Annotated in this window: 16 protein-coding genes and 1 riboswitch; of the genes, 3 read left to right on the forward strand and 13 right to left on the reverse strand. The window is 29.2% G+C overall.

Going from position 1 to position 18,483, the window contains the following annotated elements:
• Nucleotides 1-31: 31 nt before the first annotated feature.
• Genes Tmeso_RS05595 through Tmeso_RS05615 form a run of 5 tightly spaced genes read right to left on the reverse strand, consistent with a single transcriptional unit; the run spans nt 32 to nt 7,057 of the window.
• Entirely contained in the window at nt 32-1,234 is a 1,203-nt protein-coding gene (locus Tmeso_RS05595) for an alginate O-acetyltransferase AlgX-related protein (protein WP_099189072.1), read from the reverse strand.
• A 20-nt stretch (nt 1,235-1,254) separates the two neighbouring features.
• Nucleotides 1,255-2,676 (reverse strand): MBOAT family O-acyltransferase, encoded by a 1,422-nt coding sequence (locus tag Tmeso_RS05600; protein ID WP_099189074.1) that lies wholly within the window; start codon nt 2,674-2,676, stop codon nt 1,255-1,257.
• A gap of 22 nt (nt 2,677-2,698) precedes the next feature.
• Nucleotides 2,699-3,721 (reverse strand): glycoside hydrolase family 5 protein, encoded by a 1,023-nt coding sequence (locus Tmeso_RS05605; RefSeq protein WP_099189076.1) that lies wholly within the window; start codon nt 3,719-3,721, stop codon nt 2,699-2,701.
• On the reverse strand, nt 3,688-4,785 hold the full coding sequence (locus tag Tmeso_RS05610; protein ID WP_099189078.1) for a hypothetical protein: 1,098 nt from the start codon (nt 4,783-4,785) through the stop codon (nt 3,688-3,690). The genes Tmeso_RS05605 and Tmeso_RS05610 overlap by 34 nt, the downstream gene beginning before the upstream one ends.
• 13 nt (nt 4,786-4,798) lie before the next feature.
• Complete coding sequence (locus Tmeso_RS05615; protein ID WP_242967881.1) at nt 4,799-7,057, reverse strand: glycosyltransferase; 2,259 nt, start codon at nt 7,055-7,057, stop codon at nt 4,799-4,801.
• Between the two features lie 196 nt (nt 7,058-7,253).
• Nucleotides 7,254-7,337: riboswitch (cyclic di-GMP riboswitch) on the reverse strand.
• Nucleotides 7,338-7,824: 487 nt separating this feature from the next.
• Here Tmeso_RS05615 and Tmeso_RS05620 point away from each other — a divergent pair.
• Nucleotides 7,825-8,478 (forward strand): ABC transporter ATP-binding protein, encoded by a 654-nt coding sequence (locus Tmeso_RS05620; protein WP_099189082.1) that lies wholly within the window; start codon nt 7,825-7,827, stop codon nt 8,476-8,478.
• A gap of 33 nt (nt 8,479-8,511) precedes the next feature.
• Here Tmeso_RS05620 and Tmeso_RS05625 read toward each other — a convergent pair whose 3' ends face one another.
• The 6 genes from Tmeso_RS05625 to Tmeso_RS05650 form a co-directional block, all read right to left on the reverse strand.
• Nucleotides 8,512-9,051: a DUF2284 domain-containing protein gene (locus tag Tmeso_RS05625; RefSeq protein WP_099189084.1), complete on the reverse strand. Its 540-nt coding sequence runs from the start codon at nt 9,049-9,051 to the stop codon at nt 8,512-8,514.
• Between the two features lie 18 nt (nt 9,052-9,069).
• A complete protein-coding gene (locus Tmeso_RS05630; protein WP_099189086.1) occupies nt 9,070-10,863 on the reverse strand; it encodes an ASKHA domain-containing protein in 1,794 nt (597 codons plus the stop codon).
• A gap of 123 nt (nt 10,864-10,986) precedes the next feature.
• Complete coding sequence (locus Tmeso_RS05635) at nt 10,987-11,634, reverse strand: corrinoid protein (protein WP_099189088.1); 648 nt, start codon at nt 11,632-11,634, stop codon at nt 10,987-10,989.
• 56 nt (nt 11,635-11,690) lie between these two features.
• Nucleotides 11,691-12,749 (reverse strand): uroporphyrinogen decarboxylase family protein, encoded by a 1,059-nt coding sequence (locus Tmeso_RS05640; protein ID WP_099189090.1) that lies wholly within the window; start codon nt 12,747-12,749, stop codon nt 11,691-11,693.
• Nucleotides 12,750-12,773: 24 nt separating this feature from the next.
• Nucleotides 12,774-14,159, reverse strand: coding sequence for an MFS transporter (locus tag Tmeso_RS05645; RefSeq protein ID WP_099189092.1), 1,386 nt, complete (start codon nt 14,157-14,159; stop codon nt 12,774-12,776).
• 89 nt (nt 14,160-14,248) lie between these two features.
• Nucleotides 14,249-15,067: a methyltetrahydrofolate cobalamin methyltransferase gene (locus Tmeso_RS05650; RefSeq protein ID WP_099189094.1), complete on the reverse strand. Its 819-nt coding sequence runs from the start codon at nt 15,065-15,067 to the stop codon at nt 14,249-14,251.
• Between the two features lie 231 nt (nt 15,068-15,298).
• Here Tmeso_RS05650 and Tmeso_RS05655 point away from each other — a divergent pair, with 231 nt between their 5' ends.
• The gene (locus Tmeso_RS05655) at nt 15,299-16,747 is read left to right on the forward strand and encodes a PucR family transcriptional regulator (RefSeq protein WP_187296241.1); all 1,449 of its coding nucleotides are present in this window, start codon (nt 15,299-15,301) and stop codon (nt 16,745-16,747) included.
• A 385-nt stretch (nt 16,748-17,132) separates the two neighbouring features.
• Nucleotides 17,133-17,282 (forward strand): hypothetical protein, encoded by a 150-nt coding sequence (locus Tmeso_RS05660; RefSeq protein ID WP_330400304.1) that lies wholly within the window; start codon nt 17,133-17,135, stop codon nt 17,280-17,282.
• Nucleotides 17,283-17,348: 66 nt separating this feature from the next.
• Here the strand turns inward: Tmeso_RS05660 and Tmeso_RS16360 are convergent, their stop codons facing one another.
• Both Tmeso_RS16360 and Tmeso_RS05665 read right to left on the reverse strand, forming a co-directional pair.
• The gene (locus tag Tmeso_RS16360) at nt 17,349-17,507 is read right to left on the reverse strand and encodes a hypothetical protein (RefSeq protein ID WP_187296242.1); all 159 of its coding nucleotides are present in this window, start codon (nt 17,505-17,507) and stop codon (nt 17,349-17,351) included.
• 132 nt (nt 17,508-17,639) lie between these two features.
• Nucleotides 17,640-18,314 (reverse strand): manganese catalase family protein, encoded by a 675-nt coding sequence (locus Tmeso_RS05665; protein ID WP_099189098.1) that lies wholly within the window; start codon nt 18,312-18,314, stop codon nt 17,640-17,642.
• Nucleotides 18,315-18,483 lie beyond the last annotated feature (169 nt).

Consider the following 18,483-nt stretch of genomic DNA (forward strand, 5'->3'; position numbering starts at 1 on the left):
AATTAACACTTTCTATTTCCCTAATTATTTATTAGTTTTTTGTAAATTCAAAAAATTCTTCAACAAGATTCTGTGGGGAAAAAGATATAAAAACATAATCTAGCTCTGTATTATTTATAAAATTCAAAGTATCGCCTTTATAATATCTCGGATCCATTAAATACACATCAGAACATACTGAAGAAAAAAAGGATACCAAAGGAACAGCTAGGGAATCTTTCACAAATAATACCTTCAATCCATTTGGATTTTCTTTATTTTTAATATGAGCAAATGGCTGATTTCCATAAAGATAAGAAAAATATTTGTCTGATACAATACCATATGTATCATGCTTTCTAATGGGATTTATGGCTATCAGTGCTTCTTCAAATCTTCCAGTTAAAGTACCTCTTGTAAATTTATTTTCAAAATAAAAGTCATAATTCGTTTTGAATTTAGGATAAATCAAAGAAAAATCATCTACCTGTGCATAATATTTTCCTGTTTTTCTTCCCATAGAACCAATAAATGAATCCTTATATTTAATTATATTATAATTATTAATGTCAGTATACAAATTTATATTATCAATATTCGGACTGTATTTATCGTTAATATTCATCACTAACTGCTTAAATCCCCAAAAAGCGGTTTCGATTTTCCAATGATGGTCAGTATTAAAAAATAAATCATTACCTTTTATTCCACTTTCTAAAATACCCTTACGTAAATCTATACTATCAATGCCTACTAAGTTTAGATTACTTAAAAATTGATCTGCCGTTTCATTATTATAGTGATAAGGTATACCTTTTGGGAATTCAGTATGACCTTTAATATACTTATCTGGTGTCATCAGATAGACAAGCTTAGTTTGAGGGTTTTTTATATTATCATCAAATCTACTTAACTTTTCTGTAAGAGATTTAGTAGGATTTGGTTTATCTGTAAAATAAGTAAAATGTAGCTTACCTTCTGTATCTTTTACAACTTCAAAATTAGCTACCTCATTTTTATCCATAAGTTTTTGTATATATCCATAAGCTTCAATTAGTTTGTATTTCCCATAAATATTTTCATTAATTGTATTCTCAACACCAATAATGTATTCTTTTAAAGGTACACCTTCTTTTTTTTCGACTGCTGATTTAATAACATTGTAGTTTGTAAATATATTTATAAATGAAAAACCAAACAAAATCACTAAAAAAAATATAGTTGTTATAAGTTTTTTTATTAATAGCCTCTTCATATTCATTACCACTTTCCTTTTTAAAAATTAAAGTAAATGAATGGATTATAAGTCCCTTTTGTTAAATATGAAACACATATTAGAAACAGCGATATAATTACAAACGTGTATCCAAAATCAAGGATTTTGCTACCTGGTTCACCATCCACAATAAACTTATTCATTCTTTTTGCTATTGGAGTCGAAAATACTATTCCTGCTGTGAAAAAAACGATATATTCTTTTAAAAACATAGCTGTATAGTCACTCCAAAAACCATTTTTATAAAACTTAAACATACTTGAAACAAATCTACCTGCCTCCACTAAGTTGTCAGCTCTAAAAATTACCCAACCTAAATTAACAACAAATAAAACATACAAATTACGCGTTATTTTATTTGATACTCTTTTATCAATGGCAAAGAACTTTTCTACTGCTATAAAAGTAAAGTTCCAAAGCCCCCATAGTACAAAAGTCCATTCAGCCCCATGCCATATACCCGTAAGTAGCCAAACTATAAATAAATTACGTATGACTTTATCTTTATTTTTAATTCGAGAACCTCCTAATGGAAAATAAACATATTCCTTAAACCATGATCCTAATGACATATGCCATCTACGCCAAAATTCTGTGATAGATTTTGATATATATGGGTAATTAAAGTTTTCTTCAAATTTAAATCCAAACATCAAACCTATACCAATAGCCATATCGGAATACCCAGAAAAATCAAAAAATATTTGTAGCGTATACGCAACAGAACCAAGCCAAGCAAGACTTGAAGGTACCCCAGCAACTATATTCATTTCAAAAATACGATCTGCAACAACTGCCATATTGTTAGCAATCAATACTTTTTTCGAAAGACCTGTAATAAATCTGCAAGTTCCTATAGAAAATTTCTGCCAAGTTTCTTTTCTATTAATTATTTGATTAGCAATTGTACTATAGCGTACAATTGGCCCTGCTATTAGCTGTGGAAAAAATGAAATATATAAAGCAACATAAAATGGATTTTTTTGTACATTTCCATTTTTTCTATAAACATCTACTACATAAGACATTGCTTGAAATGTAAAAAATGAAATTCCTATCGGCAGCGCTATATTTGGTATATGTATTTTAAAATTAGTAATTTGAGTAATTGTTCTAACAGCAAATCCAAGATATTTAAAAAAGAAAAGCAAACCTAAATTAACAAAACACATCAAAACAAGAATAATTTTTGAAATCGATTTTTTATGTCGATATCGATCAACTAATAGTGCAAATACATAATTGCATATAATAGATACAATCATAATTAAAACAAACCACGGCTCACCCCAAGCATAGAAAAACAGACTTGCAAATAATAAAAATATATTTTTAAGTGTATTTGAAAATCTTAGAATATAATAAATCAATAATACCGCCGGAAAAAAATAAAATAAAAAAACTATACTCGAAAAAAGCATAAAATACCACCTCTCTCATTACCTACTGCTTATCTATAAGAGCATTTAAAAGAAATTCATTCCAGGAAGATGTTTTAGTATCATAAATACCAAATTCAGAACACAGCTCCCAATATCCCCAAGCAAAGCCCATTTCTTCAGCAGTTTTTCTTACCTGTTTGATCCATAGTTCACGATCTTTTTCAGGAGCGTTATTATTAGCTCCAAATTCTCCTAAAAAAACTCTTATTTTATTTTTATCTGCCCATGTCTTTACAGTAGAAAATCTTTCTTTAATATACTTAACTTCTGAATCAGTACCACTCCATGGGATGTTTTTTAAATCTTCAAACCCTTTATGGTATACATTTCCCTGAAATGTAAATTCATTTGGTTCATAAAAATGAAACGTTGCTATAAGATTTTTATCTTCAGGCAATTTTAAATATTTCAAACTATCTAAAGAGGAAAATTCAGTTGCTCCAACAATTATAAGTCTACTTTTATTACTCTTACGAACTATATTTATTGCTTCATTTAAATACTCATTCCATATATTAGATTTAAGATTTTTATTTGGCTCATTAAGTATTTCAAAAACAAGTTTATCTGGATAATTTTGATATCTTTGTGCAAGTTGTTCCCATATTCGTAAAAAACAATCTTTATACTTATCTGGTTCCTCCATTAACTCTAGAAAATGATGTAAATCTAAAATAACTACTAAGTCATTGCTTAAAGCATAATCAACATACTCATCAACTTCTTTCATAAAACTCTCTTCAATGATATAGTTTGGTTGATCCTTTGCATAATCCGAAAATCTTATAGGGATTCGTACACTATCAAATCCTGCATTTTTTATTAAGTCAAAGTACTCATTCTTAATTTGTACATCCCATTCAATGTTTTTAGGAGAATCTAAAGCATTTCCTATATTCATGCACTTATGAAAAGGTAATGTCCTTTTGTCTTGGTTTTGATATTTGATAAATATAAAGCAAAATATAATTATAACTATAAATACCACCATTATTCTCGTTGATTTATATTTTCTTTTTTCCATTTTATCCTCCATACAAAATAAGTAGTTAATATTATAATAGCTATTAAAGCAATAATTAACCTAAATAAAACAATAACATCTTCACGACTAAAAATATCCTGTGAACTTATTACTTTTCTCACTTCGTAATCTTTTGGGATTGTAAGACTAAATCCTTCCATGTCTTTCAAATTCAATATCAACGAGTCTGACAAAATAACTTCTAATATTAGATTGAATTTATTATTGATTACAGCTTTAATATTAATTTTGTCAACAACAGCATTTGGTAATACTGTTAATCTACCATTTTCTGTAATCGATACACCTTCAACTTCTTCCTCTAAGTAAAAAGTTACTTTATTTTCTTGTTTATGCTTAGTTACTAATTCATATTGTACAATGGATTCTCCCATTATAGGTTTTATTATATTTTTATCACCAACTATTTTTAAATTTAAAATTTCTTCTGGTAACGTTGAACTATTTGAAGAAATTAATTTCAAATTATCGATTTCCATTTTTTGAATAATATTTTCTTTAGTGGTAGTCTGGATACCGAAGAAAATAATATTTTCAAGCTTTTTTTTAGAAATCTCAAAATTTTCTAAGGGTATATGAACTATTCCTTCAAAATCATTGTTTACTTCAAAGCCATCTGTTTGAATATTTGTAACTTTTATATTATTGTTTTTTCCTTTTTGTAAAAATACAGATTTACCTTCTTCTAGCATAATGTATGTTCCATCGTTTAGAACAACAAATAAATTTATCTTAATCGGTGAGTCTGACAAGTTATTTATATGAAAAGCTAGCTCTTTGTAAGGTGACCAATCAACTTTAGAATTAATATAAAATTGAGATGTGTAATAACCTTTTTCTAACTTCATTGTATTTGTATTTATCTTTATCTTTTTATTTCCAGTTACTTGGCATTTATTGTTGCCTCCATTATCTTTTAAAGTCAAACTGTTAGGTTCAAGATCCAAGTTAGAATCCATGGCATATGATGGTAAAACGAAGCAAAATAATAACATAATAGATAAAGAATATAAAATTTTCATGTGTTTTTTTCTATATGGCATACTTACCTCCATCTTATATATAATGCATTTCATCAAATTCATCAGAATGGTTATTTTCAATTCCTGTATTTCCTTCCATCTTTTCTTTCGTTTTTTTACTAAAATTATTAATCCATTTTTTCAAGATAACTTCAAAGTTTTTATTCTGTGCAATATCTTCATAGTTTACAATTCGATAAAGCCTTTCATGTGATTTATTAATATTTTGAATAAATGTACAATTTAATGTAATTCCATGTTCTAATGGTATAATTAAATGTTCCGACTCTCTAAGTCCCATTCTAATTCTCATATATTCATAATTAAAATCTTTTAGTTTTACAATTCCATAGCCCACAGCTTCAATTGACTCATCTATAACAAAACGTGCCAATTTCCTATTTGACATTTTTTCTTTTTTTATTCTTTTAAATGTATTTATTTTTAAATCTTCAAATGTACTTCCGTCTGTATCTAAAACTTGAGGTAAAGATGGCTTCCTATCATAAATAATTTGTAAAAGTTGTTTTTTTTCTAATTCTTTAATTTCACAAATATAAAAAGAAAATTTCCACTGTTTTTTTATTCTATCTACGTGAACTATTTTAGCTTTAAAGTGACTTAAATACCTATCCGTTTTTAAAACTATTTCACATTCTTCTTTATAATCAATATATTTTGGAAAGTCTAATATAATTGAAAATCCACTTTCAGAAATATCTCTAGTTAAGCAATTAATTTTAAAATTGCTATTTTCGATTATACATTGCACTTTTGCCATAGTTCGTTCATATTTTCGATAAACATTTCTTCCTATCATAAAAAAAATAGACATTAGAATATTGTATAAATTTATTAACAACCAAAATAAAACCACTATCATTCCAATTGAACCAGTTGTAAAAGTCCATCTTATACAGTTTATAATTCCAACAGAAGATAAAATAGCAAAAAAAACATGAGGTAAAACTTGCATCAATTTGTATTTTTTATCATCTTCAACCTTCTCTTTTCTTGTTACTAAAAATTTTCTTTGTGATATACAAAGTGTTTCTAAAATAACAGGAATGAATAAAGATGGAAATAAAATATTTTCATATACATTTGTCCATTTGTTGCTACGAATATTACCTGATAATTTCCTAATACATGTATTCGTAAGTAAGTACATAGGTAACCAGAATATAAGAACCTCAAACAATGTGCACTTGACAACAATAACATTAAAGACAGTAAATAAAATCGGTGCCATTATGTATATTAGTCTTTTTAACGGAAAAAACCAATACAGTACAGATGCAATATAATTTAACCTTTGAGCTATACTAAGACCTTTTTTGAAAAGTATGTTATGCTTTCGCCCTGTTTGGATACAGCCTCTTGCCCATCGTTCTCTTTGCTTAATCAAACTTTTTAAGTCTGAAGGAGATAGACCTGATGCATGGACATCTTTTAATGCATAGCACTTATATTTTTTACTTTGAATTTCTATGCCAGTTGCAAAGTCTTCAGTTATCACTTCGGTGCAAAATCCTCCAATTTCATTTAAGGCCTCCCTAGAAATAATCGTATTAGAACCTCCATATATAACCGAATTAGATTTATTTCTCCCTACCTGGATATCTCGATAAAAATAATCCTGCTCATTTGGAATTCTAGATTCTGAATGCAAATTAAATTGAAATAAATCAGGATTATAAAAACTTTGAGGAGTCTGAACGAACCCAACCTTTTCACCTGTAAAAAAATATGGCACACATGCAGTTAAAAAATCATGCATCGGGATCATATCTGCATCCATTGTAACAATAAGAGGGGATGAGGTAAGAGACATTGCATTATTTAAATTTCCTGCTTTTGCATGTGTTCTTTCTATCCTCGTTATATATTTTATTTTCATTTTTTCACATAGAGCTTCCATTTCTTGACGGTTACCATCATCACATAAATATATGTGAACTTTAGATTTATCTGGATAATCCATATTTGAACATCCGTTAATTGTCTTATATAATAGTTCCACAGGTTCGTTGTATGTAGCTATAAATACATCCACTTCCGGATATTCCTTATTTTTAATTTCAGGGCATTTTGGAAATTGAATATTCGTCATATTGTAAAAATGTATTCCAGCTTCAAACATACCTATAATTTCTATAATTAAAAGATAAAACCCAGATACAATTGCAATTACTCCATATTCAAACGGTATTGTAAAAAAAATTCTCCATCCTAAATATATCAAGGACATAATTACGGTAACAACAACTAATATTTTATTTTTAACAGTCATCAAGTTCACAAGAGTCACCTTCCTTTTTTCCAGAATTGTATATAATTAATTCAATAAATCAATATACTTAAAACCCTTAATATTGCTAGTTTCACTATTACAAACCAGTATAAAATAGTATTCTTACTACTCTAACTTAATTTAATTATCTTAAATCATACATATTAAACTACAAAAAAAAGCTAATTATAACAAAGTTATAATTAGCCGGTTACGCTACTACATCAATATGGGATAAAGCGTCCAAGTCTACCCATACATCATCTGTTCTAATGCATATTATATATTTTTTTAAAATCAAAATAATAAATTTCAATTTATGCCCTTACGTCATTTCATAATAACATATATTTTGACAAATATACAACATTTTTTTGCAAATAATACCATAAAATGTTAATAAATGAACTTTTTTTTATTTTTTATACTTTTTATTTAAGCACAATTACCTTTTCAACTTTAAGCGTATAAATTTACCCCTATTTATACATATCTCTTTGCCTAACATTTAATTTATATCTTTAGATTTATATACTATTTTTGCTATTTATTTATAAAATAATTTTTATAAATAATATCAATGCATTAGATTTTAGATTTAAAATCAGGTATTTTAATTTCTAATTATTAATCTACAATTTTAAATATACCTGCTTTCTTAATATTGCTATCATTAACTTATATATCTATTATCTAGGTACAAAATTCTTCATATTTTAATAATATAAATTATATGACATAGATTTTTTCTTCTAGGAGGTGCATATATGAACCCTATTGTTCAAATAAACAATCTTTCTATGAATTACTACACATTAGAGGGAGAACTTGAAGTTTTAAAAGATATTAATTTAACTTTAGAAGAAGGAGAAATTTTGGCACTAGTAGGTCCTTCTGGTTGCGGTAAATCCACAATTATGAATATATTATCTAACCTTATAATTCCTACCAAAGGAAAAGTCATTATGAATGGCAAAATAGGATATATGTTTCAAAGAGATCATCTACTTGAATGGAGGACTATAATAGATAATATAAAAATAGGACTAGAGATACAAAAGAAATTAACTTATGAAGCTTTACAAAAGATAGAAAGACTTCTTAAGCTTTACGGTATTTGGGAATTTAGAAATAACTACCCAAAAGAGCTTTCGGGCGGCATGAGGCAAAGGGTTGCTTTGATTAGAACACTAGCTGTTAACCCCGATATACTTCTTTTAGATGAGCCTTTTTCAGCGCTTGATTATCAAACTAGACTTTTGGTTTGTAATGATATCGCTCAGATTATAAAGAATGAGAATAAGACTACTATAATGGTTACACATGATATAGCAGAAGCTATATCCCCCAAATGGCAACCCAATTTCCTACAGCTATCCCATAACCTTCACACAGCTATATTGTGGATTGCAATTATATAAAATTAAAAAAATTTAATTAGACATAAATTAAATTCAGTCTAGAAGAAAACATCCAGTATAAGATATTGTTCCCGCTCCATAATAATAAGGTATATTATTATCACTACAAACCTTACTAACTAATATTCCATAGGCTTCCATGGATGAAATAGCTTTCTGCGGAAATCTACATACACTATTAGGATATGTGCATTCTTCACATTGAAGGCAACAACCTGCTCCAAGTGCTATTAAATTAGGATATTCTTCTCTTAGTTCTTCTGTCATACTCTTAAACATTTGGTTGTGCTTTCCTTGTATTTTCATCATAGATTCATAATCCAAGGAATCTTCTAGTTCTCCTACAGTCTGAACAATTATACCATATTTATAATTACTTATATTCCTAGTACACTCTTCTAGAGTTCCACATCCCGGAGGACACGCCCAGTTTTTACCATACTTATTACATTTATTTGATGAACACATTTCTCTTACTTCCTTCATTGGCTTTATTGTCGTACAGTCTAAATTAGCTGATACAGTGAAACCTACCTCTAGTGCTCTCATTTTGATATATTCTATATTTTCCATTCTTTTCACCTTATCTCTCTATATTTGGGGAAATTCTAATTCATCAATAAAGTATTCTTGGAAATTAGGATTTGTAGCTAGTTCTAAAAACTCTATATCCCTAGCTATTTTTAAACTTGTCTTGTATTCATACTTATTAAGGGCACAAATCTTAGATCCTTGACCTGCCGCATTCCCTATAGGCTTTATTTTATTTCTTAGACAGGATGGTATTAATCCTATATCACATGCACTTTGTGGTGACATATAGTTTCCAAAAGCCCCTGCAATAAATACTTGCTGTATATCACTTAACTCAATCTCTAGCTTCTCTGCCATAAGATTTATTCCAGCTGATATTGCCCCTTTTGCTAGTTGTACTTCTCTAATATCCTTTTGACTTAAAAATATTTTTTCCCCATTTCCAGACTCGTTTTCAAAGACTATAACAAAGCATTTCATCCCATCTATTTCTACAATTCGATTACAATTATCTATCTTGCTACTTCCCTCAATCTCTCTTGCTGAGCATAATTTTCCACTATCATCTATAATACCAACCTTAAAAAGATTTGCTATAATATCTATAAGCCCGGATCCACAAATACCTATCGGCTTTGCTCCTTTTATTGTGGTGTATTCTAACTTATCTGCATTAAATCCTACATGATCTATTGCTCCCTCTGCTCCCCTCATTCCACACTGTATTTTAGCACCTTCAAAAGCAGGTCCTGCCGCAGTGGAACAGGTAATCATTCTGTCTTTATTTCCCATAACTAATTCTCCATTTGTGCCAATATCAATAACTAGTGTTAAAGCATCTAGCTTATGAAACTCTGTTGCTATTAATACCCCCACAGTATCTGCTCCTACAAATCCTGCAATATTTGGAAGCATAATAAGTTTTCCATTATTATTTATTGTAATGTCATAATCTCTTGCATTTAATATTAATCCTTCACTAAGAGAAGCATTATAAGGAGAATGAACTAAAGATTGTGGTGAAATTCCCAAAAGTAGATGGTGCATACAAGTATTTCCTACAATAGATATAAGGTATATTTTACTTTTACTTATTCCTGATTTATTAACTGATTCCTCTATTAAATCATTTAAGGCTTTTCTAATTAAACTGCTTAAATTATGAACACCATGTTCTATAGCATAATGTGATCTCATAATTACATCTGCACCAAATTTAGATTGGGGGTTTAGCATACTTACTACACATAATTCTTCGCCTGTTTTCCCATCTAGTAAATAGCCCACAATAGTAGTAGTTCCGATGTCAAATGCTACTGTATACCAAGACTCTTCTATTAATCTCAAATCTATTATTTCATTTTCACTCATTACTACATTTACTTCATAGTTATTTTTATTTAGGAATTTTGATAAATTTAATACCGTTGAAACATTCACAGGAATTGAACTTTCATCAATATTAGTATTTATAGCTACTGCATCTTTTAGTCTTTTCCAATCTGAGCTATTATCTCCTACCTTACACTTTTCAACCTTTACATCAATAGTCTTAATAATAGGGTCTACTTCAAATTTTCTCTCAATACCTTGAATTAAAATTTTATGATTATTAAATTTAGAAGCTGTATCTATTACCATATCTGCATCTACATAGGTAGCGCACGATTTTACAGTCTCTCTAGTTTCTCCTTTGATTATTTCAACAAGGCACTTACCACATTTACCCTGTCCACCACAAGGTGCATCTGGTTTAAGACCTGCTTTACTTTGTGCTTCTAATATGGATATTCCTTGACTTACTTTAATCTCTATATCTTGAGGTTTGAATAATAACCTAAATTCACTCACACTATACACTCCCGATCATTAATTTATTGCTATTGGCTTTCAAAAACATAATAAGGAGTATCTAGAGATATACAATCATATATAATCCAAATACTCCTTATTATTTTAATTAATCATAGGTTCTTAAGCTGATGCGAATGTAACAAATGACTTAGCTACTTGAGCCGCAGATGCTGCATCTTCTGTGTATGCATCTGCTCCTATTTCATTTGCAAACTCTTGGGTTATAGGAGCTCCCCCTACCATAATTTTTATTCTGTCTCTACATTCACATTCTAAAAGTGCTTTAACAGTATCCCTCATGGCAGGCATTGTAGTTGTCAGCAGTGCAGAAACACCAACTATAACTACATCTGGATTTTCTTTTACAGATGTTACAAACTTTTCAACTGCCACATCTACTCCAAGATCTATTACTTCAAATCCAGCACTTTCCATCATCATAATAACTAGATTTTTACCTATATCATGTAAATCTCCTGATACAGTCCCCATAACCATTTTACCTACAGATGATGACCCATCTCCTGCAAGATGTGGCTTAAGAACCTCTACTCCCTTTTTCATAGCACGGGCTGCAACAAGCATTTCTGGTACAAATATTTCATTTTTCGTAAATTTTTCTCCAACTATACTCATAGCATCAATCATACCAATATTTAGTATTTCTGATGGATTAACCCCTTGATCTAGTGCTTCTTGAACTAATCCACCAACTATTTTAGATTTACCACTTTGAACAGCATTTGATATTTCTTGTATCTTTGACATAATATTAATCCCCCCTTAACATTATTTTGATTAGATTTATTATCCACCCTATATTTCTACTTACTAAACATTTCACGTGATGTTGAATATAGTATTTCATATCCTTTGGCCATACGCTCTAAATTAGGCTCACGGAACCACATAATATAACGTCCACTTGCTCCTAAAGTAAGAATTCTTTCTTTTAAAGCTTTTTCAAATTCCTCATCTGATAAAGTTTGCTCTAATGCAAAGGCTCCTATTTGACCGAGTTTATCTCCATACTTATCCATTATTGCATTTTTATCATTACAAGAATCTTGGCCTTCCCAGAAATCAAACCCAACTTTACAGTAATTCTCAATTTGATTCGAAACTGATCCACATGAATGGAAGTTTACATAAAGCCCTATTTCATGAGCTGCATCAACTATTTTCTTATAATGTGGAAGCATTACTTCTTCAAATATTGCTGGAGAGAAGAAAGAACTTTTTTGAGTACCCATATCATCATGGAAAGTGATTATATCCGCACCATAAACTTCTTTTGCTATTTTTATTAATTCTATATGCCAATCAGCTAACTTAGTATAAAAAGCTTCAAGAGCTTCTGGTTCTTCTAGTAAATAGCAGAAAGCATCTTCAAAACTTGTTAAATCTGCAGTACGCTCAAACAATCCATTTACAATTATAAATATTGTTGGTCTATTTTTATCTAACACTGACTTGTAGTTTTCTTCATAATCCTTTTTCCAATCTATTTCTTTTAAATCAGGAAATACTAACTCATCTTCCCAATTTGTAATATCACTAAGTCTTCTAGTCCCCGGCTTTACCATGGCAGCATTAGTTAATGGCTCATATTCCCACTCTATTCCGAACCAGTCAAATCCACCTTCTACTCTTGCTTTTGCGTCTGGCATTACTATAGGTTGGATACAGTTAAAATCAGTTGTCATAGTTGGTAACCAAACTGGTTTTTCATTATTACATATTCTTAAAAAGTTCTCTCTTGCTGTTATAGGAGTATCAAATTTTCTAGTTGGGTGCGATGGCATACCATAAAATGACGGAATTGCAGGTATTGTTCCTATATCTCTTAATTCTTTTTCTTTGTTAAAAGGATATTTTCTCATTATAAAGCCCCCCCATAAATATATTTATACATTTATATTTTTAGCCCTTTGTGCAATCTCTCTTTCCATTATCGCAATATCACTATCTTTGATTTTAAACCAAATTAATGGTATTAAAGATGATGCAAGGAAAGCTATCGGTACTAAGAAAAATAGTGTTTTTATTCCATTTTGAGTTGATGCTGTAATTGCAAGATCTGGGCTATAATTGATGAATCCTAATACAGATGTTATAACAACACCTCTTACTGCAATAGAAATTTTTATAGCCAAAGAGCAAAATGACATTATTACACCTTTTGTATTTTTTCCTGTTTTGTGTTCACTATATGTTCCACACATAGAATATAAGCTTGTTGTATTTCCATAAGCTATTCCAAAGAATACTTGCCCTAAACCTAATAAAACTAGAAATGTAAATGTACTATTTGGTAGTATGTAGCATATTCCATGACATACTATAAAACCAATCATCCCAACAAAATTTGTATTCTTACTGCCTAATTTTTTAACTGTTTTTTGTGAAAATAAAGTACCTATTAATGTTGCCATATTAAATACTACTAGTATAAATGACATACTATTTGGAGCTCCTAGAACTACTTTTGCGTAATATGCAATAGATGCTACTATGGTATAGTAGGCTATTAATTTTAGGAAATCATATATTAGAACTAGTATTAATTGTGGATTTGATGCAACACCTCTCAACATATCACCAAAGGAAATCATATTTGCACTAGATAAAGCAGTTGATTTTTCTTCTTCAGTCAAAGGCTCATCATAGCCTTTTGTGATTATAAAGTGAATTACATAACATATAGAGAAAGTCAATGCTGCAACTAATACGGTCATTGTATACCCAACAACTTCACTATTTGAACTAGAGAAAAGGCCCAGGAAAAATACACTAAGTACTGGAACAAAATATGATGCTATAATCTTTCCTGCACTTGAACCTGAAGATAGTCTTGCTGAAAGAAATGCTCTCTCTTCAGCATCATCTGTAAGTGCTCCAACTAAGGCTCTATTTGCTGTCCAGCATATATTCCATACACCATGACTTATAATATATCCTGATCCACATATTAGAGCAGCGGTCGCATCTCCACCTATTTTTGTAAACATAAGGATAAAGAACACAACTACAACTGGAGGACAGTAGATTAGCCATGGACGGTATTTACCACTCTTGAAATTTACTTTATCTATAATGACACCTGCAAGCATTGTTGTTACTGCATCAGCTATTCCTGAAACTGAAGCAATTGCTGCAGACATTACTAAAGGAAGTTTTGCTACGTCGGTTAAAAAAATCATAAAAAATGCAGTTTCAACCGTACTCATAAAAGAAAAACCAACTTCACTTATTCCCCAAAACCTTTTTATCTTACTATTAATTTTTTTCATATATTGGATACCTCTCTTAATTTAAATTATGATAAAACTTTTATAATTACTTAATAAAAAGCTCGTAATCATTTGATTAATTAAAAGTACTAAGATTGTTTAACTTTAGCAAGAGGCCCTATAAGTCCTTCTCTATATGCTCCAATATATTCTAAACAAAACTCATCATTTTCTAGTAATGCATCTGTTGCATAAATCATGCCTAACATATCTCTGTTAGTTGGGTCAACAATAGCACTATCCATACCAGCATTCATAGCTAATACCATAAAAGCTTGATTTATATTTTTTCTAGCAGGCAGACCAAATGAAATGTTACTTAATCCACTAGTTATATGTATTGTTGGGTACTGTGCTTTGATTTGTCTGCAGCACTCTACAAATGTTGTTAATGCTTCCCCATCAGTGCCAAGAGTAACTACAAGTGGGTCTATGTGTATATGAGAAGGATCTATATTATATTCTTTTGCTTTTTTCATAATTCCCTCAAATACTTCCATTCTTCTTTCCACTGAATTAGGAATGCCTTTGTCATCACAAAGTAGAGCAATACATTCCCACTTTGAATCTGCAATAGCAGGGAATATTAAATCTATTTTATCTCCTTCTAATGAAACTGAATTTATCAGACCTGGCTTTTTACAGAAAGGAATTGCAGCTACACAGGCCTGTGGACTTGGGCTATCTATACAGATTGGTACATCAGTAACTTCTTGAACTAAGTCTATCAACCATTTTAAAGTTTCTACTTCAATAGTTTCTTCAACAGATGCACATACATCTATATATGTTGAATTTGCTTCTGCCTGTATTCTTACTCTGTTTCTAATAAAGTCTGCATCTTTTTCTGATATAGCTTTCGCCACCGCTGGAATTGATCCATTAATTTTTTCTCCTATTATAATCATTTCTTACCCCCCTAAAGTTATACAATATTAAATATTTCTTTGTTAATATAATTATAAATGATAGAATATTCTGAAAAAATACTACAATTATATTGATATTTTGGTTATTTTTTCCTACAATATGTACTAAGATTACTATGGGGGTGTATTATGAAAATTAGTATAGCAATTTTGATTAGAAAACTGCAGAATTTATATTCCTTTACTTATAAAGGATGTTTATCTCACGAATTGTGCCTAGAACGTCCTCTATATTACAACAATGGTGATGATATTCTTAGTAATAAAGTTTATATTTGTCAGAATTCAATATTAGACAATATACCTAAATCCACACTTATAATAAGTCTTGGACGTACTTTAAGGGATAGTGAGCTTTCATCTGATAATATATTGGAATTAGGAGAAGATATTTCTCCATTTGAGATTTTTAACACAGTTCAAAGCATTTTTGATATTTATGATAAATGGAATTCTTCACTTCAGAAGATTCTTAATGAAGATGGAACGCTACAATCTATGATAGACTGTAGCTTTGATGTATTTAATAATCCTATTCTCCTACAAACTGCAGATTTTACTATGTTTGCTTATTCTGATATAGTAAATAAACTTCCTGATGTTGCTCAATTAATAAATTCGGATAGTTTTTTTGAGTATATAAATTTATTTAAATTAGATCCTAAGTATAATGCTGCTAAAGATTTAATTGACCCTTTTATATTTCCTAGCCATGTGACAGGTAGACGTTCTTTATGTATTAATCTCTTTAACCACGGAAAGTATTCTCATCGCATTATCGTTTCAGAAAGTCTATCTAAATTACATGAAGAAGATGCTGCTCTTTTAGAACATTTTTCAAAGTATATTAAATTAGCACTTTCAAGACTTAATCTATTGAAATCTGATAAACTCTATAACCTAGATAATATTATTTTAGGAATACTTTCAAAGGAGATATCAGATGTCAGATTTATAGAGCAAAGCTTTTCTGAATTTGATTGGTTGCCTAATCATGAATACTTTTGTATAAATATAAAAGTAAGTCCATTCGATGTTAATAACCTAACAATAAATTCTATTTGCAATCGTATTGAATCACTACTTAAAGACTCCTGTGCTTGCTCATATAATAATGAAATTGTAGTTTTTGTTAATCTTACAAAATTTAATACTACTATTGATGATGTAAGTAATAGATTTATTTATTTTTTACGTGATTGTTACCTTAAAGCAGGTATTAGTAATAGCTTTACTGGATTTAGTGAGATTCTTCAATATCATACTCAATCGCATATCGCCCTGAATTTTGGTATAAATCACCATCCTTTTAACTGGATTCATCGATTTGACGACATAGCTTATTCTTATTTACTTGAATGCTGTACAAGTCATCTTCCCGCTAATTTAATTTGCTCAAAGAAAATAATTACTTTGAAAACTTATGATAAAAAAAATAAAACACAGTATTACCACACTCTACGCACCTATTTAGAAAACCATCTTAATGCAGCTAAATCTGCTAAACTTCTATTCATCCATCGTAGTACCTTCTTATATAGATTGGAGAGAATAAAGGAACTTATAAATATAGATTTTAATAATACAGATATGCTTCTGTACATTTTAATATCTTTTAGACTACTTGACAAAGAACAACTTATCATATCTATTGAATAATAAAAAAACCTTGAGTTAACAAGACTTTGCTTATAACAAATTTTTGAATTTTGATATCCATTTATAGTACTTATTAATTTTATTTAGACAAATCTAGTTCTAAATTTTAAAATACATTTTTTACCATTTAAAAAGATGTAGAAGAGGCTCTATCTACTTAACCGCAAACTTTATTTTATATTGGTGTATATTTCATGTCACCAATAAATTCTTCTATCTGAATATAAACTTAGTATTTCTATCATAATAGTAATTCTTTCTATATTTCAAAAACTTGATAATTTTTATTATTTCATCACTAAAAGTAATTTGATTTTCAAAGAGGGATTATTTTTTATGACACCTAAGAAAATCTGTAAAAATCGAATTTTTAATAGGAACAAGTATGCTAATTGATCGAGAAGGTGTTCTAGTAGAAGTCGGAATAAGTTATGTTGTTATCAGAGAATCTAGAACAAATGATTTGCTTATGTGTGATATATATTCTATTAAATTTGTAAGAGTTTTTGATGATCCAAGCAACCTTAGATTATAAAATAAAGGGGTATCTTAAAATAAGATTCCCCTTTTTATGATTTTCCATTATAGAACTAACGTAATATTACTTATACCAATCCGATTGTAGTGCATATTGTTCTACCATATTTATATTTTTAATAAAATCATTTTTATTAAAAATTTTATTTAAATTTAAAAAATATATACCTATTGCAGTCACTATTATTATCATTAATATAATTGTAATAATAGTATTTTTCATAACCTTATCCTTTACAAAAATTTTGTTACTAGTAAATTAATATTCAAATTTTTTATCCATACTAATATTAAATAAAAATAAATAATTATATTGTATATTATTATGGATAAACTTATTTTATTTCATTAAATTTTAATTTCTTCTAGGATTATCAAAACTTGGTGGAGTAGGGTTAGGAGGCATAAAATGCGTACCAGGTGTTGATAAATCAAAATAAAGTTTAGAATCTTCTGTAACTCCAAAGTCTTTATTAGATGCAGTATCTTTTACTTTATTCAACGCTTCTCTGAAAAGTGCATTATGTGCCTCTTCTCTATTTAATAAAAAATCTATCGTTTCCTTTACATACTTATCGTTTATTTGACGATACAAATATTCATATACTACTTTGGCTCTTTGTTCAGCAGCTATATTTGATAATAAATCAGCGGCTATATCTCCTGTTACATTTATATAATTTCCTGTAAAGGGTTCTCCCGATGCATTAGTAAGCATTGGCGCTAATCCTCCTAGTACATGACTTTCAATTGATCCTGATGTTACTTGTTCTACAGCTAAATCATGTCCATTTAATAAATTAATAGTTTGTGCAACCATTTCCATATGCCCTAATTCTTCAGCACCTATATCCAAATATAAATCTTTAAGTGTAGGGTCTTTTACTCGAAAACTTTGAGATAAATATTGAAGTGCTGCTTTTAATTCTCCATTAGGACCCCCTAATTGTTCTTGTAATAATGCTGCATATTGAGGATTTACTTTTTCTACTTTTACTTCTCTTAATAATTTTTTATCATGTTTAAACATATTTTCCCTCCTAATACTATTTATTTCAATTACTAGTATTACCTATGAAAGTGCAAAAACACTTCAATAATTTTCCATTAAAATAAAACAAAAAAACATTTATGCAAAACCTTGTTATAATTAAGTTCCTACACAAAAACATAACAGGTGGTGTTGCATAAATGTTTCA

Origin of the sequence: Tepidibacter mesophilus, from assembly GCF_002724055.1 — a bacterium.
Lineage (GTDB): Bacteria > Bacillota > Clostridia > Peptostreptococcales > Peptostreptococcaceae > Tepidibacter_A > Tepidibacter_A mesophilus.